The sequence below is a fragment of the Nonomuraea sp. C10 genome, from assembly GCF_008017515.1.
Lineage (GTDB): Bacteria > Actinomycetota > Actinomycetes > Streptosporangiales > Streptosporangiaceae > Nonomuraea > Nonomuraea ferruginea.
Genome location: NZ_VPFF01000001.1, coordinates 2165406 through 2189454, shown reverse-complemented (window position 1 = coordinate 2189454; position 24049 = coordinate 2165406). Strand labels below are relative to the sequence as shown.

General features: G+C 72.7%; 26 protein-coding genes. 12 read left to right on the top strand and 14 right to left on the bottom strand.

Annotated elements, in window-relative coordinates:
• Nucleotides 1–27: 27 nt before the first annotated feature.
• Genes FR742_RS09800 through FR742_RS09790 form a run of 3 tightly spaced genes read right to left on the bottom strand, consistent with a single transcriptional unit; the run spans nt 28 to nt 2356 of the window.
• A complete protein-coding gene (locus FR742_RS09800; protein WP_148030660.1) occupies nt 28–519 on the bottom strand; it encodes a protocatechuate 3,4-dioxygenase subunit alpha in 492 nt (163 codons plus the stop codon).
• A complete protein-coding gene (gene pcaH, locus FR742_RS09795) occupies nt 519–1184 on the bottom strand; it encodes a protocatechuate 3,4-dioxygenase subunit beta (protein WP_148030659.1) in 666 nt (221 codons plus the stop codon). The genes FR742_RS09800 and pcaH overlap by 1 nt, the downstream gene beginning before the upstream one ends.
• A gap of 14 nt (nt 1185–1198) precedes the next feature.
• Nucleotides 1199–2356 (bottom strand): 4-hydroxybenzoate 3-monooxygenase, encoded by a 1158-nt coding sequence (locus FR742_RS09790; RefSeq protein WP_148030658.1) that lies wholly within the window; start codon nt 2354–2356, stop codon nt 1199–1201.
• 80 nt (nt 2357–2436) lie between these two features.
• On the opposite strand from FR742_RS09790, the gene FR742_RS09785 reads away from it, so the two are divergent.
• The 4 genes from FR742_RS09785 to FR742_RS09770 all read left to right on the top strand — a co-directional run bounded on the left by FR742_RS09785 (nt 2437) and on the right by FR742_RS09770 (nt 6220).
• On the top strand, nt 2437–3192 hold the full coding sequence (locus FR742_RS09785) for an IclR family transcriptional regulator (protein WP_148030657.1): 756 nt from the start codon (nt 2437–2439) through the stop codon (nt 3190–3192).
• A gap of 28 nt (nt 3193–3220) precedes the next feature.
• Nucleotides 3221–4063: an SDR family oxidoreductase gene (locus FR742_RS09780; RefSeq protein WP_148030656.1), complete on the top strand. Its 843-nt coding sequence runs from the start codon at nt 3221–3223 to the stop codon at nt 4061–4063.
• 88 nt (nt 4064–4151) lie between these two features.
• A complete protein-coding gene (locus FR742_RS09775; protein ID WP_148030655.1) occupies nt 4152–4727 on the top strand; it encodes a helix-turn-helix domain-containing protein in 576 nt (191 codons plus the stop codon).
• A 77-nt stretch (nt 4728–4804) separates the two neighbouring features.
• Nucleotides 4805–6220 (top strand): FAD-binding oxidoreductase, encoded by a 1416-nt coding sequence (locus FR742_RS09770; protein WP_148030654.1) that lies wholly within the window; start codon nt 4805–4807, stop codon nt 6218–6220.
• Here the strand turns inward: FR742_RS09770 and ligD are convergent.
• Complete coding sequence (ligD, locus tag FR742_RS09765) at nt 6217–7398, bottom strand: non-homologous end-joining DNA ligase (protein ID WP_148030653.1); 1182 nt, start codon at nt 7396–7398, stop codon at nt 6217–6219. The genes FR742_RS09770 and ligD overlap by 4 nt on opposite strands.
• Nucleotides 7399–7530: 132 nt before the next feature.
• A complete protein-coding gene (locus FR742_RS09760) occupies nt 7531–10911 on the bottom strand; it encodes an AfsR/SARP family transcriptional regulator (protein ID WP_148030652.1) in 3381 nt (1126 codons plus the stop codon).
• Between the two features lie 55 nt (nt 10912–10966).
• Here FR742_RS09760 and FR742_RS09755 point away from each other — a divergent pair, with 55 nt between their 5' ends.
• Nucleotides 10967–12244: an FAD-binding oxidoreductase gene (locus tag FR742_RS09755; RefSeq protein WP_261808449.1), complete on the top strand. Its 1278-nt coding sequence runs from the start codon at nt 10967–10969 to the stop codon at nt 12242–12244.
• A gap of 10 nt (nt 12245–12254) precedes the next feature.
• On the opposite strand, the gene FR742_RS09750 is transcribed toward FR742_RS09755, so the two are convergent.
• Both FR742_RS09750 and FR742_RS09745 read right to left on the bottom strand, forming a co-directional pair.
• Nucleotides 12255–13004 carry a crotonase/enoyl-CoA hydratase family protein gene (locus FR742_RS09750; RefSeq protein ID WP_148030650.1) on the bottom strand — a complete coding sequence of 250 codons (750 nt, stop codon included), beginning with the start codon at nt 13002–13004 and terminating at the stop codon, nt 12255–12257.
• Nucleotides 13005–13033: 29 nt separating this feature from the next.
• Nucleotides 13034–14296, bottom strand: a complete 1263-nt coding sequence (locus tag FR742_RS09745; protein ID WP_148030649.1) for an amidohydrolase — start codon at nt 14294–14296, stop codon at nt 13034–13036.
• 135 nt (nt 14297–14431) lie between these two features.
• On the opposite strand from FR742_RS09745, the gene FR742_RS09740 reads away from it, so the two are divergent.
• The 3 genes from FR742_RS09740 (at nt 14432) to FR742_RS09730 (ending at nt 17981) form a co-directional block, all read left to right on the top strand.
• Nucleotides 14432–15091, top strand: a complete 660-nt coding sequence (locus FR742_RS09740) for a trimeric intracellular cation channel family protein (protein WP_148034449.1) — start codon at nt 14432–14434, stop codon at nt 15089–15091.
• An 84-nt stretch (nt 15092–15175) separates the two neighbouring features.
• Nucleotides 15176–15568: a hypothetical protein gene (locus FR742_RS09735; RefSeq protein WP_148030648.1), complete on the top strand. Its 393-nt coding sequence runs from the start codon at nt 15176–15178 to the stop codon at nt 15566–15568.
• A 1-nt stretch (nt 15569) separates the two neighbouring features.
• Complete coding sequence (locus FR742_RS09730; RefSeq protein WP_148030647.1) at nt 15570–17981, top strand: DUF4132 domain-containing protein; 2412 nt, start codon at nt 15570–15572, stop codon at nt 17979–17981.
• On the opposite strand, the gene FR742_RS09725 is transcribed toward FR742_RS09730, so the two are convergent.
• Both FR742_RS09725 and FR742_RS09720 read right to left on the bottom strand, forming a co-directional pair.
• Nucleotides 17959–18531 carry a DUF1707 domain-containing protein gene (locus FR742_RS09725; RefSeq protein WP_148030646.1) on the bottom strand — a complete coding sequence of 191 codons (573 nt, stop codon included), beginning with the start codon at nt 18529–18531 and terminating at the stop codon, nt 17959–17961. The genes FR742_RS09730 and FR742_RS09725 overlap by 23 nt on opposite strands.
• 42 nt (nt 18532–18573) lie before the next feature.
• Complete coding sequence (locus FR742_RS09720; protein WP_261808448.1) at nt 18574–19206, bottom strand: TetR/AcrR family transcriptional regulator; 633 nt, start codon at nt 19204–19206, stop codon at nt 18574–18576.
• Between the two features lie 85 nt (nt 19207–19291).
• Here FR742_RS09720 and FR742_RS44445 point away from each other — a divergent pair, with 85 nt between their 5' ends.
• Complete coding sequence (locus FR742_RS44445; RefSeq protein WP_187281071.1) at nt 19292–19528, top strand: FitA-like ribbon-helix-helix domain-containing protein; 237 nt, start codon at nt 19292–19294, stop codon at nt 19526–19528.
• The gene (locus tag FR742_RS44440; protein WP_187281070.1) at nt 19525–19911 is read left to right on the top strand and encodes a type II toxin-antitoxin system VapC family toxin; all 387 of its coding nucleotides are present in this window, start codon (nt 19525–19527) and stop codon (nt 19909–19911) included. The genes FR742_RS44445 and FR742_RS44440 overlap by 4 nt, the downstream gene beginning before the upstream one ends.
• A gap of 57 nt (nt 19912–19968) precedes the next feature.
• Here the strand turns inward: FR742_RS44440 and FR742_RS09710 are convergent, their stop codons facing one another.
• Together FR742_RS09710 and FR742_RS09700 are read right to left on the bottom strand one after the other, a co-directional pair.
• Complete coding sequence (locus FR742_RS09710; protein WP_148030644.1) at nt 19969–20313, bottom strand: hypothetical protein; 345 nt, start codon at nt 20311–20313, stop codon at nt 19969–19971.
• 338 nt (nt 20314–20651) lie between these two features.
• Entirely contained in the window at nt 20652–21092 is a 441-nt protein-coding gene (locus FR742_RS09700) for a helix-turn-helix domain-containing protein (protein WP_148030643.1), read from the bottom strand.
• 114 nt (nt 21093–21206) lie between these two features.
• On the opposite strand from FR742_RS09700, the gene FR742_RS09695 reads away from it, so the two are divergent.
• A complete protein-coding gene (locus FR742_RS09695) occupies nt 21207–22130 on the top strand; it encodes an NADP-dependent oxidoreductase (protein ID WP_148030642.1) in 924 nt (307 codons plus the stop codon).
• Between the two features lie 155 nt (nt 22131–22285).
• Here FR742_RS09695 and FR742_RS44435 read toward each other — a convergent pair whose 3' ends face one another.
• The gene (locus tag FR742_RS44435; RefSeq protein ID WP_187281069.1) at nt 22286–22885 is read right to left on the bottom strand and encodes a DUF6119 family protein; all 600 of its coding nucleotides are present in this window, start codon (nt 22883–22885) and stop codon (nt 22286–22288) included.
• Between the two features lie 155 nt (nt 22886–23040).
• Between FR742_RS44435 and FR742_RS09690 the strand changes: the two genes are divergently transcribed.
• Nucleotides 23041–23142 carry a hypothetical protein gene (locus tag FR742_RS09690; protein WP_261808447.1) on the top strand — a complete coding sequence of 34 codons (102 nt, stop codon included), beginning with the start codon at nt 23041–23043 and terminating at the stop codon, nt 23140–23142.
• Nucleotides 23143–23185: 43 nt separating this feature from the next.
• On the opposite strand, the gene FR742_RS09685 is transcribed toward FR742_RS09690, so the two are convergent.
• Nucleotides 23186–23488 (bottom strand): hypothetical protein, encoded by a 303-nt coding sequence (locus FR742_RS09685; protein WP_148030641.1) that lies wholly within the window; start codon nt 23486–23488, stop codon nt 23186–23188.
• A gap of 4 nt (nt 23489–23492) precedes the next feature.
• The gene (locus tag FR742_RS09680; protein ID WP_148030640.1) at nt 23493–24041 is read right to left on the bottom strand and encodes a hypothetical protein; all 549 of its coding nucleotides are present in this window, start codon (nt 24039–24041) and stop codon (nt 23493–23495) included.
• Between the last annotated feature and the right edge of the window lie 8 nt (nt 24042–24049).

The window sequence follows — 24049 nt, the reverse complement described above, 5'->3', positions numbered from 1 at the left end:
CCCCCCGATGCGCTGTCGGGGGTGTCGTCAGAAGTCAAGGAACACCGTCTCCCCTTCGCCCTGCAGGCGTACGTCGAACTCGTAGGTGTCCCCCTTCCCCGTGGCGAGGAGTGTCGCACGCCTGGCCGGGTCGAGTCCGTCCAGCAGCGGGTCAGGAAGGTCCTCCAGGTACACGCGGGTCAGGACGGAGCGCAGCAGGCCGCGGGCGAAGATCTGCAAGGAGAGGTACGGCCCGGAGGGACGGATGGTTCGAAAGCGGTAGCGGCCGTCGGGATCGGTGGCGCAGCGGCCGAATCCGGACACGCCGCCGTCGCCGCGGCGGAGCGCGCCCCGGTCGCCGGTGCGGCCGAGCCACAGCTCCAGCAGCGCGTCCGGGACCGGCTCGCCGGCGCCGTCCCAGACGCGGCCGGTGAGCGTGATCGCCTCCGGGTGCCGCTCGGGGACGAGCTCCCAGTCGTGCTCGTACGGGAGCGCGTGCGCGAAGAAGGGGCCGACGGTCTGCGAGGGGGTCGCGGGCATCAGGACTCCATGGGGGTACGGCCGAGGACGACGTCGAAGGTGTAGCCGAGCGCCCACTCGGGCTGGGTGACGTCGTGCGCGTACGAGGACACGAGCCGCTGGCGGGCCGCCTCGTCCGGGATGGACTGCATGATCGGGTCGAACGGCATGAGCGGGTCGCCGGGGAAGTACATCTGGGTGACGAGCCGCTGGGTGAAGGCGGTGCCGAACACCGAGAAGTGGATGTGGGCGGGCCGCCAGGCGTTCGGGTGGTTACGCCAGGGGTACGCGCCCGGCTTGATCGTGACGAACCGGTAGCGGCCCTCGTCGTCGGTGAGGCAGCGGCCGGCGCCGGTGAAGTTCGGGTCGAGCGGGGCCGGGTGCTGGTCGCCCGCGTGCGCGTACCGTCCGGCGGAGTTGGCCTGCCAGACCTCCACGAGCGTGCCGCGGACCGGGCGTCCGCCGTCGTCCAGGATGCGGCCGGTGACGATGATCCGCTCACCGATCGGCTCGCCGGCGTGCTGCCGGGTCAGGTCGGCGTCCAGGGAGCCGACCTCGTCGTGCCCGAAGACGGGGCTGCTCAGCTCGATCGCGTCGGGGTCGGCCTTGAACGCCACCGGGGGCCGCGACGGGGCGCGCAGCACGGTGCTCTGGTAGCCGGGATACAGGTAGGGCGGATGAGTCATGGTCTGTCCTTCGGTCACCATTCGTAGCCGACGTAGTTCTCCGCCAAGGTGGTCGCCGCCGCCTCGGACGAGGTCACGTAGTCCAGGTAGGAGAGCTGCAGCCGCCGCCCGTAGGCGTCGTCGGAGTCGAACGTGTGCAGCAGCGTCGTCATCCACCAGGAGAAGTGCTGGGCCCGCCAGACCCGCTTGAGGCAGGCGGCGGAGTAGCCGTCGAGCAGTTCGGCCGAGCCGTCCTCGAAGTACGCCGCCAGCGCCTCGGTCAGCACGCGCACGTCGGCGACGGCCAGGTTGAGGCCCTTGGCGCCGGTGGGCGGCACGATGTGGGCGGCGTCGCCGGCCAGGTAGAGCCTGCCGTACTGCATGGGCTCCACGACGAAGGAGCGCATCGGCGTGACGCCCTTCTCCACGATCTCACCGGTGGTGAGGGTGAAGCCCGGCACGGTCTCCAGGCGGGCCTTCAGCTCGTCCCAGACGCGCCCGTCGGGCCAGTCGTCGACGTCGGCGTCCGGCGGCACCTGCAGATAGAAGCGGCTGACCGTGGGTGAGCGCATGCTGTGCAGGGCGAAGCCGCGTTCGTTGCGCGCGTAGATGAGCTCTTCGGACGAGGGCGCGACGTTGGCGAGGATGCCGAGCCAGGCGAACGGGTACTCGCGCTCGTACGCGGTCAGCACGCCCTCGGGCACGGCCGGTCTGGACACGCCGTGGAAGCCGTCGCAGCCGGCGATCACGTCGCAGTCGAGCCGTTCGCCGCCGAAGGTCAGGTAGGGCCGGTCCTCCAGGGAGTGCAGCGCCACGTCCTCGACCTCGAACCGGATGTCGCCGCCCGCCTCCAGCCTGGCGGCGATGAGGTCCTTGACCACTTCCTGCTGCCCGTACACGGTGATGGCCCGGCCGGGCACCAGCTTCTCGAACGGGACGCGGTGTCCCGCGCCGCCGTACCTGAGCTCGATGCCGTGGTGCGGCAGCCCCTCCCGGAGCATCCGCCCGCCGACGCCCGCCTCGACGAGCGTGTCCACCGTGCCCTGCTCCAGCACCCCGGCGCGGACGCGCCGCTCGACGTAGTCGCGGCTACGCCTCTCCAGCACCACCGAGGAGATGCCGCGCAGGTGGAGCAGGTGAGACAGAAGCAGGCCGGCGGGCCCGGCTCCGATGATCCCTACCTGAGTCCGCATGCGGAAAGCATCCTGCCTTCCCGCCCCGCGGATCGAGGGGGCGCTTCCACTGAGCGGAAGAATCCTGCGAGGATGGGCGCATGGCAGGTGGAGCACGGGAGCCGGGCAGGAGCGTGACGTCGAAGGTCCTGGCGATCCTCGGCGCGTTCGACGCCGCGCACCCGCGGCTGACGCTCACCGAGGTGGCGGCGCGCAGCGGGGTGCCGCTGACGACGGCGCACCGGCTGGTGGGCGAGCTGGAGCGGTGGCAGGCGCTCGGCCGCGGCCCCGACGGGCGGCTGAGCGTGGGGCTGCGGCTGTGGGAGCTGGGGCAGCTCGCGCCCGGCCGGTTGCAGGACCTGGCGCACCCGTGGCTGCAGGAGGTGTTCGCCGGCACCGGCGAGAACGTCCACCTGGCCGTCCGCGAGGGCCTGGAGGTGCTGTACGTCGACAAGGTGTACGGGCGGCGGGCGGTGCCGATCGTGTCCAGGGCGGGCGGGCGGCTGCCGATGCACCCGACCGGGGTGGGCAAGGCGCTGCTGGCCTACGAGCCCGACTGGTTCGTCCGCGCCTATCTGGCGCGCGAGCTGGAGCGGCCCACCCCGCACACCATCACCGAGCCCGGCCGGCTGGCCCGCGAGCTGTCCACGGTCCGCGCCCAGGGATACGCGCTCACGTACGAGGAGATGACCTTGGGCTCCTGCTCGGCCGCCGCCCCGGTGCTGGTGGAGGGCCGGGCCATCGCCGCGCTGGGCATCGTGCTGGCGTCCCGCCGGGCCCGCGAGCTGCCGCGCCTGGTCGACATCCTGCGCACGGCGGCGGGGGGCATCGCCGAGTCGTACTCCGCCGCCGCCTGAACCCGCAGGTGGGGGGTAGTAGCCCGGCATGCGCATTCTGATGTCGGGAGCGGGCGGGGCGCTGGGCAGGGCGACCGTGCCCGCCCTGGTCAAGGCGGGTCACGAGGTCCGCGCGCTGGGCCGGGGACCTGGTGAAGGCGGCGACTCCCGGTGGTTCCCCGGCGAGCGGGTGAAGGACGCCGTGCGCGGCTGCGACGCCGTCCTGCTCCTGCCTGAGCGGCGCGCGGACCCGGCGGCCGCTCGCGCGCTGGTGGCCGCCGCGTGCGGGGCGGGCGTGCCGCACCTGCTGCGGGTGGCGGCGCCGGCGACCGGGCGGGAGCGCCGGCGCCGGGAGGACGCCGAACGCGTCGTCAGGAGCAGCGGCCTGGGCTGGACCCTCGTCCGCCACAGCCACCTGCACCAGTCGCTGGACCTGCTGCTGCGGCAGTGGGCCGCCTCTCCCGTGCTCCCGGTGGACCCGTCGCTGCCCTGGCAGCCGGTGGACGCCCGGGAGGTGGCCGGCTACCTGACGGGGCTGCTGGCGGGCGAGCCGCGCCGGGCGGCGCTCGCGTACGGCGGCCCGGAGGTGCTCAGCACCTCCGAGCTGGTCAGGACCTGGCTCAGGGCGCGCGGGCTGCGCCGTCTGTGCCCGCGGGTGCGCTATCCCGGCAAGGCGGCGGCCGAGCAGCGGGCGGGCCGGCTGATGGTCAGGAACGCCCCGCTGGGCACGCTCGGGTGGCGGGAGTGGCTGACGCCGGCGGCCGAGCTGTCGGACGACTTCGCCGAGGAGCACACCGCGTCGCCGACCAGCCCGGCGAACCAGCCGGAGCGCGATCCGGATGTGCGGGTGTACGGCGGCGACGAGGGTTACCAGCGGCAGACCCGGGCGTAGTATGCCGTTTTGCTGGGGTTTCTCCTAACCTGTACGGTCCCTTCCGTTACACTGAACACCTTGTTCAGTGCCGCCGACCGAGGGTTCGATGACGGAGCCAGAGACCGCCCGCCTGGGTGCGCGCATCCGGACGTACCGGAACATGCGCCGCATGACCGTGCGCGGACTGGCCGTCGAGGCGAAGGCGAGCCCGAGCTTCATCAGCCAGCTTGAGCGCGGCCGGACCAGCGCCAGCATCGGCATGCTCAGGCGGATCGCCACGGCGCTCGGCCTGACCGTGGCCGACCTGTTCAGCGAGGAGGACGAGATCGGGCACCGCGTGGTGCGCCGCCCGTCGCGTCCCGAGTTACGCACCGCCCCCGGCACCCGCAAGTACCTGATCTCCCAGCGTCCCCTCCAGAACGTGGAGGTGTACGCGGGCGAGTTCGACCCCGGTGCCTCCACCGGGGACGAGCCGTACTCCCACGGCGAGTCGCAGGAGATCCTCCTCGTGCTCCACGGCCGGATCACCGTGTGGCTCGGCCCGTCGGGCTCTGCCTCCCCGCACGTGCTCGGGCCGGGTGACAGCGTGGAGTACCGGACCTCGGTGCCGCACCGCGTGGCCAACGAGGGCGACCAGCCGGCCGAGGTCATCTGGGTGATCAGCCCGCCCACCCCGGCCTGAGCACCCGGATCACCGACGGGGCGCCCGGCTCCGTTCCTCTCTTCCCCACTAGCCTGACATGGAAGGCGGTTTCAGACGTGAATGGGATCCCGCTGACGGGGGACTTCGCCAACGGCGGGGTCTCGTTCTGGTACCGGCAGGCCGGACTGCCGGCGCGCCGGGCGCCGCTGCCCGGCCCGCGCGTGTACGACGTGGCGATCGTGGGCGGCGGTTACACCGGCCTGTGGACGGCCTACTACCTGAAGAAGGCCCAGCCTGACCTGCGGATCGCCGTGCTGGAGAAGGAGTTCGCCGGGTTCGGCGCGTCCGGCCGCAACGGGGGCTGGCTGTCGGCGGAGTTCGCCGGGTCGCGCAAGCGGCACGCCAGGGCGCGCGGCCGCCAGGCCATGATCGACCTGCAGCACGCCATGTTCCGCGCGGTGGACGAGGTCATCGACGTGGCCCGTGAGGAGGGCATCGACGCCGACGTCCACAAGGGCGGGCTGGTGCACGCCGCCACCAACCCGGCGCAGCGCCGCCGCCTCCGCGCCGAGGTCGCCGACCTGCGCACGTGGGGGTACGGCGAGGACGACATGCGCCTGATGGACCGCGACGAGATGGGCGAGCGGCTGCACGTGGCCGGCGCCATCGAGGGCGCCTACTCGCCGCACTGCGCCCGCATCCAGCCGGCCAAGCTGGCGATCGGGCTGGCCCGCGCCGCCGAGGCGCTGGGCGTGGACATCTTCGAGAGCACCACGGTGACCGAGATCCGCCCGCGCGAGGCGGGCCGGGCGTCGGCCGTCACCACGCGCGGCACGGTCACGGCCGAGTACGTGATCCGCGCGACGGAGGGCTTCACCGCCAGCCTGACGGGCCAGCACCGGCAGTGGCTGCCGATGAACAGCTCGATGATCGTCACCGAGCCGCTGCCCGCCGAGATGTGGAAGCACATCGGCTGGTCGGGCAACGAACTGCTCGGCGACCAGGCGCACGGCTACATCTACGCGCAGCGCACGGCCGACGACCGGATCGCCATCGGCGGGCGGGGCGTGCCCTACCGGTACGGGTCGCGTACCGACGTCTGGGGGGCCACGCAGGCGCAGACGGTCGCGTCGCTCTGGCGGATGCTCGTCAAGTTGTTCCCCGCCACCGCCGACGCGCGGGTGCAGCACGCGTGGTGCGGCGTGCTCGGGGTGCCGCGCGACTGGTGCTCGACGGTGCACCTGGACCACGAGACGGGGCTCGGCTGGGCGGGCGGCTACGTCGGCAGCGGCGTGACCACCACCAACCTGGCCGGGCGCACGCTGCGCGACCTGGTGCTGCGGCGCGACACCGAGCTGACGTCGCTGCCGTGGGTGGGCCGCCAGGTGCGGCAGTGGGAGCCGGAGCCGCTGCGCTGGATCGGCGTGCAGCTGATCTACGCCCTCTACAGGGCCGCCGACCGGAGCGAGAACGACCACGGCACCACCACCTCGCCCTACGCCCGCATCGCCGACCTGATCTCCGGCCGCTAACTCCAGGGGTCGTAGTCGACCTCCAGCGGCTCCTGCGGCGGGCGCTCCGCCTCGGGGACGTGCTGGAGGTTGACGCGAATCCGGTACCACACACTGCTGCGCCCGCGCATGCCGTCGACCAGCACGTCGGCGGGCTCCAGGCGGGCGGCGACGCCGGGGTGGCGGGCCTTCCAGCGTTCGAGGCCGGCCAGCGCCTCGTCCTTGTGCTGGGCCTTGGCGATCTCGATGACGGGTCTGGTCTGCCGCCTGCGGCCGGTGCCCTTGGGCGGCTTGGCCGGTGGGCCGAGCTCCTCGGCCAGCGCGAGCAGGCCGTCGAGGGAGCCGGGGTGCAGGTCCATGTCCTCCCACGGGTCGCCCGACTCGGCCAGCCGGGCGGGAACGGTGTCGACGGTGAACGCCTCCGGCCGGCAGCCCGGCACCTCGTCCCAGGTGAGCGGGGTGGAGACGCGGGCGTCGGGGACGGCGCGCACCGAGTAGGCGGAGGCGACGGTGCGGTCGTAGGCGTTCTGGTTGAAGTCGACGAACACGCCGTGGCGCTCCTCCTTCCACCACCGGCTGGTGGCCAGGTCGGGGGCGCGCCGCTCGACCTCGCGGGCCACGGTCTCGGCCGCCTTGCGCACCTGGGCGAACGGCCAGCGCCGGTCGATGCGGGCGTAGACGTGGAAGCCGCGCGAGCCGGACGTCTTGGGCCAGGCGGTCAGGCCGTGGTCGGCGAGCACCTCGCGGGCCACCTGGGCGGTGCGCAGCACGTCGTCCCACTCGACGCCGGGCACCGGGTCGAGGTCGATGCGCAACTCGTCGGGGTGGGCCAGGTCGTCGGCGCGCACGGGGTGCGGGTTGAGGTCGACGCACCCGAGGTTGACCACCCAGGCGAGCTGGGCCAGATCGGTGCAGACGACCTCCTCGGCGCTGAGCCCTGACCGGTATTTCAGCTCGGCCACCTCGATCCAGCCGGGCCGCTTGGCGGGGGCGCGCTTCTGGAAGAACGGCTCCTCCTCCACGCCGCGCACGAACCGCTTGAGCACCATTGGCCGCCCGTGGACGCCGCGCAGCGCCGCCTCGCCCACGGCCTGGTAGTAACGCACCAGGTCGAGCTTGGTGTGGCCGGTGCGGGGAAAGATCACCTTGTCGGGGCTGGTGATGCGGACTTCGCGGCCGGCGACCTCGATGTCAGACATGTGGTCACGATACGCGCACCCCCCGACATCCCCACGGCACCGGCACGACGCGCTTCCGGACAGGGAGACGCTGTCCCGGCCCGATCGGCGCGGACTGGACGGGGTGCGCGCCGTGCCGGCTGGTTCGGGGTTCTATGACCGGGGGTTCGCTCGTTCGGTGGCGGACTGCCACTGGTCGTGGCTGTGCTGTTCCCAATACTGCAGGCCCAGCCGCTGGTGCGCGGCGATCGCGGCCCGCGCGTGCTCCGCCGCCTCCTCCGTACGGCCGAGCCGGAGCGCGAGCTGGGCCAGCGCGTCGCGGACCGAGCCGAAGACGGCGCTGCCCGAGCCCATCACCACGAGCTGGTCGGCGATGGGCAGCAGCCGGGCGTAGAGGTCGTCGGGCGAGGGGGTGCCGAGCCTGGCGGCGACCAGGCCCCACACCGGCCACAGGAAGTCGGCCGACCAGTCTTCCCGCAGGGTGCCGCCCCATCGGGCGAGCAGCTCGCGGGCCAGGACCTCGCGGCCGTTCTCCAGGGCGGCCAGGATCGCGACGGGGCGTACCGGCGCCATCAGCGCGGGCTCGGAGGCGGCGACCAGCTCGTCCACCAGCCCGGCGGCCTCGCCCCGCGCGCGCCCGCACAGGTAGCGGGCGATCAGGCGGCGCGCGTCCAGGCCCCACAGGCTGGCGCCGTAGCGGGGCGCGGGGAAGCGTTCCAGCAGCGACTCGGCCTCCGCCCAGCGGGCGCGCAGCATGAGCCCGCCCGTCTGCGCCACCCGGACCATCGCCTCCAGCTCGGGCCTGCGCAGCTCGCGCAGGAGCTGCTCGCAGCGGGACAGCTCGTGCTCCCACTCGGCGAGGTCGCCGGCGCGCAGCAGGCACGACATGCGGATGACGCGGGCGACCAGCCTCTCCTCGCGGCGCAGGCACGGGATGGCGAGCAGCTCGTCGACGGCGCGCAGCCGCTCGTGGTTGCGTCCCGGTACGAACGCGGCCAGGAGGTAGTTGTTCAGCGTCCTGGCCAGCAGGGCGGGGTCGCCAGTGGCGCGGGCCAGCTCGACCGCCTCGGCGGCCCGGCGCTCCCCTTCCGCGCGGCGCGGCCCGTAGTGCAGCTCGACGCCGAGCGTGCCGAGCAGGGCCGCCCTGTCGTGGTCGCCGAGCGGGCCGGCGAGCAGGTTCTCCAGCACGTCGGCCAGGTCGTCGTCGACGAACCCGTACGGCCGCCAGTTCCACACGGCGGGTGCGCCGAACGCCGTCACCGCCGGCACCAGCGCCGCCCGGTCGCCGATCCGCTGCGCCTGCGCGACGGCCTCGGCCAGGTCGCGGAACGCGCCCTCGGCGTCGCCGACCGCACGCCTGGCCTGGCCCAGGCCGGTGAGCGTGCGGCAGCGGGCGGCCGAGTCGCCGGGCGGCAGGTGGGCCAGCGCCAGCTCCCACAGCGCGACGGCCTCCTGGTAACCGTGCCGCCCGGCTGCCTGGCGCGCGGCCTCGGTGGCGTACGCGACAGCCTTCCCGGCCGGAGCCAGCGGAGCGGCGGCGGCGAAGTGCGCCGCGAGCACCGCAGGATCAGGACCCGCGCTCCGCCCCCCGAGATCCCCACCCCACGCCCGCTCCGCCGACCGGCCCCCGGCATCGGCGCCCGACGCCCGCTCAGGGCGCCGTCCTACGTTGTCGTCCGGGCGGCGTTCCAGGTGGTCGGCGGGCTCGGTAGCCGACGCGCCTTCCAGATGGTCGGCGGGGCCGGGAGCTGACGCGCGTTCGAGGTGTTCGGCGGCGCGGAGGTGCAGGCGGGCGCGGTCGAGGCGGGTGAGGCCGGTGTCGAGGGCCTCGCGGACCAGGGCGTGGGAGAAGCGGTAGCCGGTGGCCGACTCGGTGATCAGGCCGGTGGCGAGGGCGGGCTCCAGGGTGGTCATGACGTCCTCGACCGGACGGCCGGCGAGGGCGGACAGCAGGTCCACGTCCGCCTCGCGGCCCGCCACGGCGGCGGCTTTGAGCAGGTCCTGGGTGGGGCCGGGCAGCCTGGCCAGGCGGCGGCCGATGACGTCGCGGGCGCCGGGCGGCACCCGGTCGCGCTCGCTCTCCGGCAGCCGGAGCAGCTCCTCCAGGTAGAACGGGTTCCCGCCGGACCGGTCGAGCAGCGCCACCGGGTCGGCGCGCACGTCCCGCTGCCGCAGGTAGGCGCGTACCTCGTCGGCACCGAAGGGGACGAGAGGCAACCGCAGCCCTTCTCTCGACAGCGCGCCCAGCGTCTCGCCGAGCCGCTCCCGCTGCTCGTCCGGCCGGAGCGTGACGATCGCCAGCGTGGCGGTACGGGGCAGCTCGGCGGAGACGTACTCCAGGAGCTTCAGCGACGAGGCGTCGGCCCAGTGGAGATCCTCCAGCACCAGCAGGGTCGGCTCCTCGCGCAGGTAAGCCAGGACGTCGTCGTACAGGTCGAACAGCTCGGCGTGCGGCCGCGCGGGCAGCACCCCCGCCTGGCGCCAGGGCCAGAACGCGGGCGCGCCGCCCTCGTCGGGGCACCGTCCCCAGACGACCCGGAACCCTCGGGATCCGGCGACGTCGGCGGCGGCGCGGGCCAGGCTCGTCTTCCCGATGCCCGCCTCGCCGCTCACGATGACCAGCCCGCCACGCCCTCCCCTGGCCTCGGCGAGCCGCTCCTCCAGCGCCCGCACCTCTCTCTCCCGCCCGACCAGCCTTTCGCGTCCGCCCTCCCGATGCCGCGCCACCCCGGCCGCCGCACCCGGCTGCGGCCCCGCCTCGGTCGCCGAAGGGGTCTCCAGCTCGGGCGACTGGGTGAGGACAGCCTGTTCCAGGCGCCTGAGCGCCGGTCCCGGCTCGATGCCGAGCTCGTCCGACAGCAGCGCGCGCACCCGGCGCAGGGCGGACAGCGCCTCGGCCTGCCGCCCCGCCCGGTAGAGGGCCAGCACCAGCAGCGACCACGCCCGCTCCCGGTACGGGCCGGCCGAGACCAGCTCCTCCAGCTCGGGCACGCTCGCCTCGCCGAGCTCCAGCCGGGCGGCGAGCCGGTCCTCGACCACACCCGAGCGCAGCTCCGACAGCCGCGCCGCCTCCGCCCCGGCGAACCCCAGCCCGGGAAACTCCGCCAGCGGCTCCCCGCGCCACAGCCCGAGCGCGCGGTCCAGCACGCCCGCCGCCTCGGCGGGCCGCCCCGCCGCCAGCAGCCGGCGCCCGTCGGCCGCCCACGCGGCGAACCGGCCCGCGTCGGTCTGGGCAGGGGTGATGTCCAGCAGGTAGCCGGGCTCGCGGGTGAGCAGCAGGCGCGGCGGGGTGCGTGGCCGGCGGCCCGGCTCCAGCACCCGCCGCAGGTGGGAGACGTACGCCTGGAGGGTGGCCGTCGCCTTGGCCGGAGCCTCGCCCGCCCACAGCTCCTCGACGAGCCGGTCCAGCGAGACCGGGCGGCCGGGGCTGAGCGCGAGCATGGCGAGCACGGCCCGCTGCTTGCGGGTGCCGGGGTCCAGCCGCGCCCCCGAGGCGTCGGCCACTTCCAGGGGGCCGAGCAGTCGCACGTCCACGAACCCCAAGTCAACCCCAAGTCAGCCGCAAACAGGAAAACGCATGCTTGTCCCCATGAACGAGCTGAAGAACATGATCAAGGGCAGACTGTGGCTCCCGGGTGACGCGGGGTTCGACGAGGCTCGTACGCCGTGGAACCTGTCGGTGGACCAGCCGGTCGCGGCGGTCGTGGAAGCGGCGGGCGCCGACGACGTCGCGGCGACGGTCGGCCACGCCGCGCTGCACGGGCTCACCGTGACCACCCAGGCGAGCGGGCACGGCGCGGTGACGGCCGAGGGCGTGGTCCTGCTGCGCACCCACCTGATGGACACCGTCGAGATCGCGGACGGCGTCGCGCGGGTCGGCGCGGGCGCGAAGTGGGGCCAGGTGCTGTCGGCGGCCGGGCCGCTCGGGCTGACCGGCGTCGCGGGCAGCTCCCCGGTGGTGAGCGTGACCGGGTACACGCTGGGCGGCGGGCTGGGCTGGTTCAGCAGGAAGTACGGGTTCGCGTCCGCGAGCGTGCTGGCCGCCGACGTGGTGGACGCCACCGGGGCGCGGGGGCGGGTGACCGCCGAGTCGGACCCGGAGCTGTTCTGGGCGCTGCGCGGGGGCGGCGGCGACTTCGCGGTGGTGACCGGGCTGGAGTTCGCGCTGAGCCCGGCGCCCGTCCTGTACGGCGGGCGGATGATGTGGCCGGCGGAGCGGGCGCCCGAGGTGCTGGCGGCCTTCCGCGAGGTCACGGCCGGCGCGCCCGAGGAGCTGACGGTCTGGTTCGACCTGCTGAAGTTCCCCGGCGCCCCGGGGCTCGTCGCGGTGGACTGCACGTACCTGGGCGAGGACCCCGGTGAGCTGCTGCGCCCGTTCGACGCGATCGGCGGCGCGATCGGCGACACCAGGGCGGTGCTGCCCGTCGCCGACCTCGGCTCGATCTGCGCCGAGCCGACCGACCCGACCCCATCGGCCGGGCGGGTGGAGCTGCTGACCGGGCTGGACGACGCGGTGGCGGCCGCGCTGCTCGCGGACCCGATCGATCCGCTCTTCAGCGTCCAGGTGCGGCACCTGGGCGGCGCCCTGACCCGCCCCTCGGGCGGCGCGGCCGGCGAGCTGACCGAGCCGTACCTGCTGTACATGGTGGGCCCGGCCATGCCCGGCACCGCCGAGCGGATGGACGTCCTGTCGAAGGCCCTGGTGCCGCACACGAGCGGGCGCAAGCCGTACACGATGCTGCACAGCGGGGAGCAGGCCGCGTCCGCCTTCGACGCCGGGACCCTCGCCCGGCTGCGCGACCTCAAGCGGGCCCGCGACCCGCACGGCGTCCTCAGGGCCAACTACCCGGTCCTGGGCACCGCGTAGGAGCCCGGGGTCAGATCGCTCCGAAGTCCCCGTGCCGGCCCGCGCCCCCGGCGAAACGCGCGGCACCGGAGGCGGCGTCCGGCAGGGAGACCAGGCCGTGCCGGAGCTCGTTGCGCATGGCCTCCCGCTCCCCCAGCCCTTCCTGCTCCAGGACGGACATCCGATCCCCCCGCAGGCACGCCTGCGGGAATCGGGCGATCTCCAGGGCCAGCGCCTCCGCCTCCCGGCGGGCCGTCCCGTCGGCCACCACCCGGTTGGCCAGGCCCATCTCGTACGCCTCGCGCGCGCCGACCGGGCGGCCGGTGAGGATCAGGTCCATCGCCCTGCTCCGGCCGATGAGGCGCGGCAGCCTGACCGTGCCGCCGTCGATGAGCGGCACCCCCCACCGCCGGCAGAACACCCCGAACACCGCGCTCTCCTCCGCCACCCGCAGGTCGCACCAGAGCGCCAGCTCCAGCCCGCCCGCGACCGCGTGGCCCGAGACGGCGGCGACGACCGGCTTGGACAGCCGCAGCCTGGTCGGCCCCATCGGCCCGTCGCCCTCCTCGCCGACGTGGTTGTCCAGCTTCTTGAGGTCGGCTCCGGCGCAGAACGTGCCGCCCTCGCCCCAGAGCACGGCCACGTCGGCGTCGGACGCGTCGAACTCGCGGAAGGCGGCGGCGAGCGCGCCGGCGGTCTCGCGGTCGACCGCGTTACGCGCCTCCGGCCTGCTGATCACCACCGTGGTGACCTGGCCCCGGCGCTCCACGCGTACGGTCATGCTGCCTCCTCGGGGAGCCCGTGCCGAGCCTACGACGCCGATGTCACGAGCCATGAGGCGGCGGCGGCCACGATCGCCCGCACCCCGGTGTCGAGAGTGGGCTGGATCACCGGGGCGAAGCGGGCGTTGTGGTTGACCGGGATGTCGCTGTCCAGGGTGCCCTGCTCCGCCGCGCGGGCGTACCGGCCGGGGTCGGTGCCGCCGATCCCCCAGTAGGTGTACGGGACGCCGAAGGCGTCGGGGATCCTGCTGAAGTCCTCGCTGGCGGTCTGCGGGTCGAGAGTGCCGGCCCGGTCGCCGAAGTGCCGGGCGAACGCGTCGGCGACCCGGCGGGTGGCCGCCTCGTCGTTGACGGTCGGCGGGAAGCTCCCGAAGCGCTGGATGTCCGGTGGTTCGGGGGCGCCGGCCGCGGAGCACTCGGCCCTGGCGATGCGCTCGACGGCCGCGCGCACCTTCGCCCGGGTGTCTTCGTCGTAGGTGCGGACGTTGATCTCCATCTGGGCCGACTCGGGGATGTTGTTGGGATTGGTACCGGTATGCAGGCTGCCCACGGTCACCACGGCGAGGGTGAGCATGCCGATCTCACGGGAGACGATGGTCTGCAGCCGCACCACGATCATGGACGCGATCACCACCGGGTCGATGCCCGACTCGGGCCGCGAGCCGTGCGCGCCGCGCCCGTGCACGGTGATCCGGTAGTTGTCGGCCGACGAGAGCACCGGGCCTGGGCGGGTGCCCACCCGACCCGACGGGAACGGCAGGACGTGCTGGGCCAGGCACACGCCGGGCCGGGGGACACGGTCGGCCAGACCGTCGGAGAGCATGGCGTCGGCGCCGTCGCCGGGCTCCTCAGCGCACTGGAAGAGCGCCACCAGGGTGCCGTTCCAGGCGTCGCGGGCTTCGGCCATGAGCCGGGCGGCGCCGAGCAGGCAGGTGACGTGGACGTCGTGCCCGCAGGCGTGCATCACCGGCCGCGGCTCGCCGCCGTCGCCCGGGGCGGTGACGGTGCTGGCATAGGGCAGGCCGGTCCGCTCCCGGATCGGGAGCGCGTCCATGTCCGCGCGGACCAGCACCACCGGCCCGTCGCCGTTCTCCAGCACGCCGGCCACTCCGGTGCCGCCGATCCCGGCGCGCACGTCGTAGCCGCAGCCGGTCAGCCGCCTGGCGGCTTCGGCGGACGTGCGGCGCTCGGCGTGGCCGAGTTCGGGGTGGGCGTGCAGGTCCTTGTAGAGCGCTTCCAGGCCGGGCCTGATCCGGTCCAGGCCGGCGAGGATCTCTGTGCCGCCCGGCATGCCGTGCCCCTCTCATGAGTACGGACATACCTGGTCATCCCCGACGGGCCGGTTCGTATACGCCAACCTGCGGCAACATCCTTACCAACACCCGCGACCCCGGACACGGTGATCATTACCCTCGGGAGGGTGCGGATGGACACGGCCACCACGGTCCTCGACCTGGTCGGGGTGTTCCTCAACGCCCTGCTCGGCGGGACGGTGGCGCGGCGCGACCGGCTGGACCTGTTCGGCTTCCTCGTGATCGGGATCGCCTCCGGGCTCGGCGGCGGGCTGATCCGCGACGTGCTGCTGCAGCACGGCCCTCCGGCCGCACTCACCGACCCCGCCTACATCCCCACCGCGCTCGCCGGCACCGGGGTCGCCTTCCTGCTCGACATCTCACCGCCCGACTGGAGCCCGGCGTTCAAGTTCCTGGACGCGGCGGCGCTCAGCGTGTGGGCGTCCGTCGGGGCGCAGAAGACCATGGGGGTCGGCCTGGGCTGGCTCCCGGCGATCCTGCTCGGCACGATCACCGCGGTCGGCGGCGGCGCGATCCGGGACCTGCTCCTGCAGCGCGTCCCCGCGGTGCTGCAGGACACCCGCTGGTACGCCTCCGTGGCCGTCCTCGTCGCCGCCGTGGAGGTGCTGGGCATCGCCACCGGATTCCCGGTCGCGGGCACCGTCGCCGCCATCACGCTCGGCGTTCTGCTGCGGATCGTCGCCGAGTGGCGCGGCTGGACCGTGCCCCGCGGGCTGGAGGTGCGTCCGTCGGCGGTGCTGCGCCGCAGGCGACGGCGCGACGGCGACCCGTGAGCCTCTCTGACCCCACCGTGATTTGTCACCCGCCGCTGCTATGAAGAACGTGATCATCCAACCCCCCACGGAACGGGTGCGTTCATGACGACGGTGACATTTCGCGATGAGACCGCGACAGGCCGGGCTCTGGAGGAGTTCTCCCTGCCCGGGCTGCCGGAGCGGATCTCCGCCAGAGAGCTGGTACGGCTCCGCGTACGCGAGGAGGTGGCCCGGCACAACGCCGCCCCCAGCCACCACTTCCGAGGCCTGGTCAAGCCCACCGACGCCGAGACCGAGCTGAACGGCTACCGGATGCGCACCGCACGCAGGCTCGACTGGGAGAGGCAGGCCGACGCGGCCGAGGCCGCGTTCGCCCGCAACGGGTTCCTGCTGCTGGTGGGCGACCGGCAGATCGAGGACCTGGACGAGGAGGTCGTCCTCACGACCGACCCGGTGGTGTCGTTCGTCAAGCTCGTCCCGCTGGTCGGGGGCTGACGTGGACTATCAGATCCTCAAGGACTCGCCGCTCAACAACGACTACACCTCCGTGTACTTCGCCAACGACCACCGCGACCTGTTCGACCGCCTCGACGCCGCCTTCGCGGCGGAAGAGGAGCTGGTCTGCGGGGAGGACGAACGCGTCCCGTTCGCCGTCTGGGCGCAGATGCGGCTCAGCCTCGGCTGGGACGGCGGCCACGAGCACGACGAGCGCCGCTTGGCGGTGATCCGCGACGTGATCGACCGGATGCCGGACCTGCCCATGGAGACCGTCAAGCAGTTGTGGGGCGTGGCCGACAGGCTCATGACCTGGGAGCACACCAACATCCACGAGCTCTACAGGCTGCCGCTGGACGCCACCGCCCGGCTGCCGTACCACGAACGGCGTGACGTGCTCAACCACCGGCCCAGATGGCTGGCCCAATACTGGAAACCCGCCTGGGAGGTGCTGCGCGAGCCGATCGGGACGTTGCTCACCGAGCCCGAGACCGGTGACCCCGCCGCGACCGTCCGCAACATCATGTGGGAGGACGACGCCTTCGCCCGGCGCATGATCGAAGCGCACGCCGCCCGGCTGGCCGCGCCCGAGGTGCTGCCGCTGCTGCGCCACTGGAACACGGCGACCGCGTCGAAGCCGAGCGCCCGGTGGCTGAAGCGGGCCGCCGCGCTGCTGAGCCCGGAGGCGGACGAGGTGATCCGGGACGTGCTCCGGATGCTCGTCGCGCACCGGGAGGTCACCCACCGCCACCAGTACCGCGGCGGCGGCGAATGGACCGAGACCGTCTTCCTGCGCGAGCGCACCGCCGTGCCGCTGCGCGGCATGGTCTGGACGTGCGAGCTCGTCGACCAGCCGTGGGTGACCTCGCTGCTGGGTGACGTCGCCGTGACCACGGGCACCGGCATCGGCGGCACGGGCGCCAACGCCCGCAGCGAGAAGCTGGCCAACGCCGCGGTCGGCGTGCTGGGCCGGCGCGGCGGCCTGGAGGTGGTCGCCCAGCTCGCCCGCGTCCAGGCCAAGGTGCGCAAGAAGACCATTCTCGCCGGAGTGGCCAGGACGATCGGCGCGGTGGCCGCGCAAGCGGGGCTCTCCCCGGAGCAGCTCCTGGAGCGCACCGTGCCCGGCTTCGGGCTGGGGCCCGACGGCGTCCGCACCGAGCAGGGCCTGCGCCTGGCCGCCGACGGCACCGTGACCTTCACCGATCCATCCGGCAAGATCCGCAAGACCATCCCCAGGAGCGTCGATCGGGAGCTTCTGGCCGAGTTCAGGGCCGCCGCCAAGGAGCTGAGGAAGACCCTGCCGGCCGAACGGTTCCGGATCGAGCGGGCCCTGGCCACCGAGCGCGTCTGGCGCTGGCGCGACGTGTGTGCGTTCTATCTGGACCATCCGGTCACCGGCACGCTCGCCCGTACGCTCATCTGGGAGATCCTCCAGGGCCCCGCCGGGATTCCGGTGCGCCGCGAGGACGGCTGGGAGCTGACCGGCCCGGACGGGCGCCGCATCCAGCCCGGCCCTGACACCCCGGTCCGTCTGTGGCATCCCATCACGCACGGCGTGGAGGAGGTCCGAGCCTGGCGCGACCATCTCATGGACGCCGGCCTGCGCCAGCCGTTCAAACAAGCCTTCCGCGAGGTCTACCTGCTCACCCCGGCCGAGGAGGCGAGTCACGACCACTCACGCCGCTTCGCCGGTCACCTCCTGCGGTACGGCACGGCCAAGGCGCTGCTGACCGAGCGCGGCTGGACCGGCATGTCGCTGGGCCACTGGGGCTGGGAGTACGGCTCCGACCAGGCCGAAGCCACCCGCGAACTGCCCGGCGGGCTGGCCGCGCACTGGGACTTCCACCTCGACGAGCACTCCTTCGACCGCGACGGCGTCGGCACGGTCTCCATCTGCGTCAGCGGAAACCTCCGCTTCACCGGCGCGGACGGCCGGACCATCCCCCTGGAGCGGGTCCCTCCCCTGGTGCTCTCCGAGACGCTGCGCGACGCGGACCTGGCCGTCGGCGTCACCTCCACCGGCCTCGACCTCCAGGGCCACGGCGACTACTGGCAGTCCTACAGCTTCGGCGCGCTGTCGGAGACCGCCCGGATCCGCCGCGACGCCCTGACCCGGCTGCTGCCCCGCCTCTCCATCGCGAGCCGCTGCGAGCTCACCGAACGTTTCCTCCGGGTCCGCGGCGACCTGCGCACCTACAAGATCCACCTCGGCTCGGGAAACATCCTCATGGAGCCCGACGACGCCTACCTGTGCATCGTCCCCGGCGGCGTCGGCGACCAGGTCTTCCTGCCCTTCGAGGAGGACGGCGGCATGCTGTCGGTCGTGCTGTCCAAAGCGTTCCTCCTGGCCGCCGACACAGCCATCGCCGACCCGTCGATCACCCGGCAGCTCACGAACCGGAGGCCTTCTTGACCTTCGTGCCGACGCCCCCGAACAGGGCGAGGCCGCTGACGACGATCCGCGGCGCCCCCCGCTCCCGGCGCACGGCGCTTCTGTCGAACGCGCCGAACAGGCCGAAGCCCTTGACCTCGACCTCCACGTCGTCGGGCACGATCACCTCGGTGTAGCCCCACAGGGCGAAGGCGCGCACCCGGATCTCCCGGCTCGCGAAGCGGGCGTCGCGCAGGTCGATCTCCCCGCCGCCGAACACCGCCAGCGAGGTGAACGCGGGCGGCGCGACCCAGCGGCCCCTGCGGCTGAACCAGCCGAACACGCTCAGCGCGAACCGGGAACTCGGCTCGTCCCGTACCACCAGCGTCTCCGCGCGGGCGGGCTCGGGGAGGCCGCGGCCCGCGTACGCGAGCTCGTCCTGGGTCCTCGCCTCGTAGATCTCGCTCAGCCGCTGATCCAGCTCGCCCAGCTGGATCCTGCCGGTGGCGGCGGCCGACTGGAGCCGCTGGGCGGCCTGGTCACGCTCCTCGTCGGAGGGGCGTACCTGCCGGCTCGGGGGGTGCTCGACCATGCTTCGGAGTCCTGTCTGTGCGGTCAGCGTGACCACACCATCTTATTCTCCAACTGGAGAACAGGACTCCTCCACCATGTGCGCCCCCATCATCCGGGCGAGCTGAACGCGGAACTCCGCTTCGTACGCCGGGTCGTCGGGATCGTGGCCCAGGCCCGCCAGCCACGACCGGCCGCCGATGGCGAACCCGTACGCGGCCGACAGCCCGACCAGCACGACCGCCTCGATGCGCGCCCGGCTCGGCACCGGCCCTCCCGCGAGCGCGGCGCGGATGCCGGCCTCCATCGTGTCGACCAGCTCCACCAGCTCCGGACGCGCGGCGCCGCGGTACTCCGCGTGCATCTCGGCCCAGACGAACAGACGCAGATAGCGCTCGTCCGCCAGGGTGTCGAACAGCACCCCCATGATCCCCGCGGCGGTGGGCACGCCGTCCTCGGCCTGGATGCGCTCGCGCACCCGCGCCTCGATGCGATCGTTCTCGGCCCGCAGCACCTCCCGGACCAGGGCGGCATAGGTGCCGAAATAGTGGGAGGCGAGCCCGTGCGCGACCCCGGCGGCCTCGGCGATCTGCCGCAGGCTGACGTTGTCCGGACCTCGCTCCCTGATCAGCCCGGCCGCCGCCGCCAGCAGCTCGGCGCGCGATTCCGCGGGACTCCGCCTGCGTCTGGGTGCCATGACCGGCAGTTTATGGTCCGCCGGACGATCAAGACCGGCAGCAGGGCGCTTATTCAGCATGTTCCAAAAGCAGTATGCTTACAGCATGGATGCCACCTTGCAAGTCAGAGGCCTGGACGAGGAAGTCGTCGCCGAGCTCAAGGCGAGGGCCGCCCGCAAGCGGATGTCGCTGTCCGCTTACGTGGCCGGCATCCTCACCGAAGTCGCTGCCACTCCGGCTCCGGACACGATCAGAGAACGGCTGGAGGCCCTCCGGTCGCTGGGCGGCGGCGCGAGTCGCGACGACGTCGTCGCCGAGATACGGAAGACCCGCGAGTCGTGATCGTCATCGACAGTTCGGCGCTCGTCGAGGCCCTGGCCGGACACTCCCCCGCCGACGAACTGCTCGCCCGCGTCGCCGAGAACCGGCTCCACATCCCTCACCTGCTCGACTACGAGTTCCGTAACGCCCTGCGCGGCCTGCTCCTCGGCGGGAAGATCAGTGAGGCCCGCGCCGAAGGTGCCCGGATGGTCAAGGCGGGCCTGCCCTTCACCCGTCACGCCGACGACCTCACCGCCGATCGCGCCTGGGACCTGAGGGCCAACTTCAACGGCTACGACGCCACTTACGTGGCCCTGGCCGAAGCACTGGACTGCACTCTGGTCACCACCGACGAGAAAATCCACAAGGTGGCCCGCAAGTACGTCAACGTCGACTTCTGCTGATCTGTCGTCGCAGGCGCGTCGCTCCCCAGCGGGGTGACGGCCCGCGGCCCTTCCGTCTCAGAGGCAGGCCGGCGCGGTGCCGGGCTGAACGCGGACGAATGACGGGCGGCTGAATTCCGGCGGTACGAACCCGCGCCCCACGCACAGCACCAGGCCGGCGCCGGACTGGTTGACGAGGACGGCCTGGCAGCCGGGAGGCGGCTGGTTGCGGAACGACTGGAGCTGAGAGAGCTGCGGCTGGAGCGGTCTCGGAGGCTGACAGCTCTCGTAGACGATCGTGCGGCTGCCGGTCTCGCTGATCAAGGTCAGCTGCCCGTCCGCCGCGTGGGCTGCGCCCGTGCCCGCCAGGGTCAGAGCGGCCAGGGCCGCCCCGGCGATGAATGTCACCTTCGGAAATCCCATGCGCCCAAGCCTGATTCACCGCAAGAGGGGGCTCCAGGACGGCAGCCGGACTTCAGCCGGTCATTTCCACTGCCTTCACCTGCGCGGCTACTGAACGGTTCGGCGGGCGCCGCGATCTGACGCGCCGGAACCGTCGTCCTCGACCGCCGGGGACTCTCCGCCCGGGTCGCGGCGGCGTGACTCGGCCACGCGGGCGCCGGAGAGCCGCTCCGAGGGCCGCGCCGCCGTGGCGCAGGTCGTAGCCGTGACTCTGGCTCGCGCCCGTCTCGGCCAGGGCGATGAGCACCGCGGCGGTCTGCGCGGAAGGGCGTCGCGCTCGTGCCATCTGCAACCCCTGGTCACGTGGTACGGGTGTCGTACTGCTCCCGGTTGGCGAGGACCTCGTCCATGTGCGTCTCCGCCCACGCCTTGATGCCGTGCATGAGGTCGCGGAGCGAGAGGCCGAGGTCGGTCAGCTCGTAGGTGACCGTGACGGGCACGGTGGGCGTCACCGTGCGGGTGATCAGGCCGTCGCGTTCGAGGCTGCGCAGGGTCTGGGTGAGCATCTTCTGGCTGACTCCGGCCAGGCGGCGGGACAGCTCGGAGTAGCGCATCGGTCTCGGCTCACCGGCGCAGTCCCCGCCGGGGCGCGGGCCGTCGCTCCCGAGCGCGGCCAGGATCAGGGACACCCACTTGTCGGAGATCCGGTCCAGGAGCCGGCGGCTGGGGCAGCCGGCCAGGAACGCGTCGTACTCCATCTTCGCCTGCGCCCGCTGCTGGGCCGCCGTCGTCGTCGGCATCGGCCGCTCCTTCCTACCGCCGGGTGAGATACGCACTCCGGAGTGCGTACTTCCCGTCAGAGAGTAACCCCTCCATGGTGGTGCAAAAGCTCCCGTTTCTCCATAGGAGGCGACATGTCCACCACCTTCCGCACCGCCGTCGTCCGCACTCCGGGCGGCCCCGACTCCATCGAGATCATCGACGTGCCCCTCGTCGAGCCCGGACCGGGTCAGGTCCGGGTCGAGATCGCCGGGGCCGCGGTCAACCCCGTCGACCTGGCGGTCGCCGCCGGGGTGTTCCACGGGCGCGGGCTGGTCGACCAGCCCCACCACACCGGTCTGGGCTGGGACTTCTCCGGTACGGTCGCCGCCGCCGGACCGGGCGTCGGCTGGACGGTCGGCACCCGGGTCGCGGGACTGATCGACGGGTTCGACCGCGACTTCGGCACGTACGCCGAGCAGCTGATCGTGTCGGCCGACGACATCGCGCCCGTGCCCGCCGGCCTCGACCTGGTCGCGGCGGCCGCCGTCCCGCTCAACAGCCTGGCCGCGGCCCAGCTCGTCGACCTGCTCGGCGACGGTGACGGCCGGAGCCTGCTGGTGACCGGCGCGGCGGGCGCTGTCGGCGGCTACGTGCTCTCGCTGGCCCAGGATCGCGGGTGGCGGGTCACCGGACTGGCCCGTACGCAGGACGAGGAGTTCGTGCGCGACCTCGGCGCCGGCTTCACCACGCGGGCCACGCCCGGCTGGGACGCGGTGGCCGACGGCGCCGCGATGCAGGAGCAGGGCATGCCCCTCGTCCGCGACGGCGGCCTGTTCGTCGGCGTGCAGCCGGGGGCGGCGCCGGCGGAGGTGCGGGGCATCACCGTCCGCGTAGTGGTGGCGCGGCCGGACGGCGCCCGGCTCGCGCAGCTCCTGGAGGCCACCGCCGATGGCCGCCTCCCGGTGCGGGTGCACGCCGTCGTGCCTCTCGACGAGGTCGCCTCCGCCCACCGCGCGGTCGCCAAGGGCGGCGTACGCGGAAGGTACGTTCTCACGCCGGGCACAGCGGCGGGCTGACAATATGTGACCGCACTCATCACCGGTCGGGAAGATCACCACCGGCGGGCATGGGAACAATCGACGTACTGGTGATCTCCGACCGGCGCCCCGAGCCTCGCTATGGAAAGAACGAGGCGCCATCGAGCAGGCGACCACGCCGTACGGCCGCCACATCACCCTTCTGCTCGGATAGTCTCGCCCGCGCTATCCGAGGAGCCGCTGGGTATCCCGACGACCTCGACGATCACCCCGTGGTCACGCCGGAGCGTATCGGCGAGCGCGACAAGGGCGACCTGGGCGAACGGGTAAAGCGAGTCGGGCGTCAGTTCCTTGCCCTTGAGGAGGATGGCCAGCACGACCTTGCCCGGCACGAAGTTCTCCGGCACGGTGAGCTGGCCATCGCTCAGCTCGGCCACCTTCGCGCTGAACTTCGCGCGGGCGTCCGGCTCGTTGTACAAGGTCCGGGTGGAGATCAGCGCCTGGGCGAACTGGTGGCTGAGAGGCTCCGAGCTCTCCGCCGCCTTGACGTGCACCAGCGTGTGCCGGTCAGTCAGCCCGTCGCACGCCTCGTAACCCTTGCCCCTGGTCTGCTGCCGGGTCCGATTGAACTTGCGGTCGAGGCACAGGTACCGGCAATGCAGCAGCGCGGTTGGGAGGTGGGCCACCACTCGGACTATAGAGTCGACCTGGGTCTGGTCAGCGCCGACCTGTTCACGTTCATCGGCGCGGCCCAGATCGATGAGTGGAACGAACTCCTCGCCCGCTACGGCCACGACCCCGACCTCGCCCAGCAGGGTTTCGTCAGCCGAGTGAACCAGGTGATCGCCACCGAAGGCGTCCTTGAGGCTCTGAGGAACGGCGTGAAGGATCGCGGCGTCAAGGCGGAGACTGCCTGGAGGCCAAGCACCTGTCCGACGGCCGCGTCGCCTTGCGTGACACCGAGCAACCAGACACCGAGCCCTGGGTGCTCCGCCGCGCCGTCTGGGACAAGTTCGTCGCCGGCGCAAAGAACGGCATCTTCGACTTCTAGGGTCAGCGGCCCTCGGCGACCCGCTGGGGGCCGACACCCGAACTCAGGCGAGCCTGTACTTCCGCCTGATGGAAGCGGCCTCCTCCTCGGTCACCTCGCTCGGCGTACGATTCAGGACCTGACGCAACTCATCCACGATCGCCTGCCCTGAAGTGCGGGCACGGGAGCTGAACTGGGCGAGCTGGGCGTCGAACTGCTTGGCGGCCGGCCCGGTCCAGACCTTAGCCGAGTGGAACATCCGGCAGGGACGGTCGACGTCCGCGTTGATCTGCTCGATCATCGGGCCGATGGTGCTGACGGCCTGCTGGAGCGCCTCGTACAGGGGATTGCGCACCATCGCGGCCATCGGCTCAGTCCTTGGTCTTCTCGGGAGCGGGGGTCGCGTCGAGGATCAGCTTCGGCGCCACCAGCTTCATCATGGCCACCACGTCTGCGGCGTTGTCCCGTCCCTTGACGCCCTGGATGAGTTCCACGATCACCCGGTCGGAGCCATGCACCAGCATCGCAGCCGCCTGAGCTTCATCGGCGCTGCCGTTCTGCCCGTAGGAGCCAATCGCACCGGGAACGATCTCTGGCAATCGCCGGGCTCCATGACTGACTTCCCACGCGACCTCACTTTCCGATCCAGCGGGAGAAAGAGTTATTTGTAGTACTTTTGGCTTGTTTCCGGTGGGCTCGTAGACGCGGCATGAACCCGTGCCATAGTCCAAACCGTCAAGTTCCCTTCCCACTGTGAGGTCGAAGAACCCCTCGACAATTGGATCCCGTAGCCCTGTCATGAGCCGCACCGCATCGAGCGGCACATAGTCGCAGACATAGGGCGCAGCAGCTATCGACGGAAGTGGCCTCCTGTCGACCGGCGGGCTTTTTTGCTGCTCGCACGCGGTGAGTAAGATCATTGCGCTTA